Source organism: Methylobacterium sp. B1 (genome assembly GCF_000333255.1).
Classification (GTDB): Bacteria; Pseudomonadota; Alphaproteobacteria; order Rhizobiales; family Beijerinckiaceae; genus Methylobacterium; species Methylobacterium fujisawaense.
On the sequence record NZ_BACT01001038.1, the window covers coordinates 1 to 1,550 of the forward strand.

At 70.5% G+C, this 1,550-nt stretch carries 2 protein-coding genes; both read right to left on the reverse strand.

Annotated elements, in window-relative coordinates; genetic code table 11:
* The coding region (locus tag I53_RS28975) for a serine acetyltransferase (RefSeq protein ID WP_043357588.1) at positions 1 to 663 on the reverse strand (663 nt) is incomplete at its 3' end.
* A 227-nt stretch (positions 664 to 890) separates the two neighbouring features.
* Positions 891 to 1,550: helix-turn-helix transcriptional regulator (locus I53_RS28980; RefSeq protein WP_043357590.1), on the reverse strand; the 660-nt coding region annotated here is incomplete at its 5' end.

Here is a 1,550-nt window from a genome sequence, read left to right on the forward strand (position 1 = left end):
TGCCAGGATCTTGGCGCCGGCGCCGATCATCACGCCGCGGCGGATCTTGGGGTGGCGGTCGCCGCGCTGCTTGCCGGTGCCGCCCAGCGTCACGGCGTGGAGGATCGACACGTCGTCCTCGATCACCGCGGTCGAGCCGACCACAAGCCCCGTGGCGTGGTCGAGGAAGACGCCCCGCCCGATCCGCGCCGCCGGATGGATGTCGCACTGGAACACCTCCGAGACCCGGCTCTGGAGGTAGAGAGCGAGGTCGCGCCGGCCGCGGTTCCAGACATGATGGGCGAGGCGGTAAGCCTGGAGCGCGTGGAACCCCTTGAAGTAGAGGACCGGTTCCAGTGCCCGGAGTGTCGCCGGATCCCGGTCGATCACCGCACCGATATCGGCGCGGAAGGCCTGCCCGATGTCCGGATCCACCGTGATCGCCTCATGGAAGGCGTGGGCGACGAGTTCTGCCGGCAGCGACGGATGCCCCAGCCGGGCGGCGACCCGGTGGGAGACCGCGCCCTCCAGCGTGGTGTGGTTCAGGATCGTCGCCACGATGAAGGAGGCGAGCTGCGGCTCGGTGCGCAGGACATCCTCCGCCTCTGCGCGCAGCCGCGACCAGACCGGGTCGAGGTGCGTGAGGTCGTGCGACTGGTGCGTGAAGGCAGGACTGGCGCTCATAGGCGGATGCTCATGTCCGGAACTTCGGATTCGCTGTCGGTCATGCCTGCGGCGGCGGACCCGTCGCCCGATCGAGCGGAAGGGGGCGCTGTCCGGGGCGGAGACGGGCCGGGCCATCGCTGGGCCGCGTGTTCGGACCTAGCGTGGTGCGCTGCACCGCCGCGATCAAGGGCCGGCGCGACCCGAAAGCCGCATTGGCCGCATGGCTGTCAGCGAACGAGCGACGGTCAGTCCGCCAGCGGCGCAGCTTGGCCGAACCGCGCCTCGATTGCTGCCGTCAGGCGGTCCAGCATCGTCTGGACCGGGATGTTGGAGGTGTCCACCGTGGCGGGTGCCCGCGCGTAGAGCGGCTCGCGGCTCGCCAGGACGGCCCGCAGTTCCTGCATCGCAGAGGCATGGTCGCCCGTCGTCGCGAGGTGCCCCTGTTCGCGGACCCGGCTCATGTGCTCCTCCGGCCGCGCGCGCAGCCAGATCGTGTAGAAGGCTTGCAGCAGAAGGTCGTAGGTCAACGGCTCCGCAACGATCCCGCCGCTCGTGGCCAGAATCAGCGGCCCGGGATGCTCGGTGAGGCGACGCAAGGCCGCCTGCTCCAGCCGGCGGTAGCCCTCCTGGCCGTAGATCGCGAAGATCTCCTGGACCGAGAGGGCGTTCTCCCGTTCGATCTCGGCATTGAGTTCCACGAAGGTCCAGCCCAGGCGCTCGGCCGCGAGCTTGCCAAGGGTCGATTTGCCGGCGCCGCGCAGGCCGATCAGCGCTACCCGCGGGCGGTTGCTCGATTCCGGTCGGCTACCGCCGGACAGGGCGTCCTTGGCGGCGGCGATCTGGGCCGGGCTGGCCTGGGCGAGCAGGTCGCGCACCACCGGCCAATCGGGCAGCCCGTCATGCCG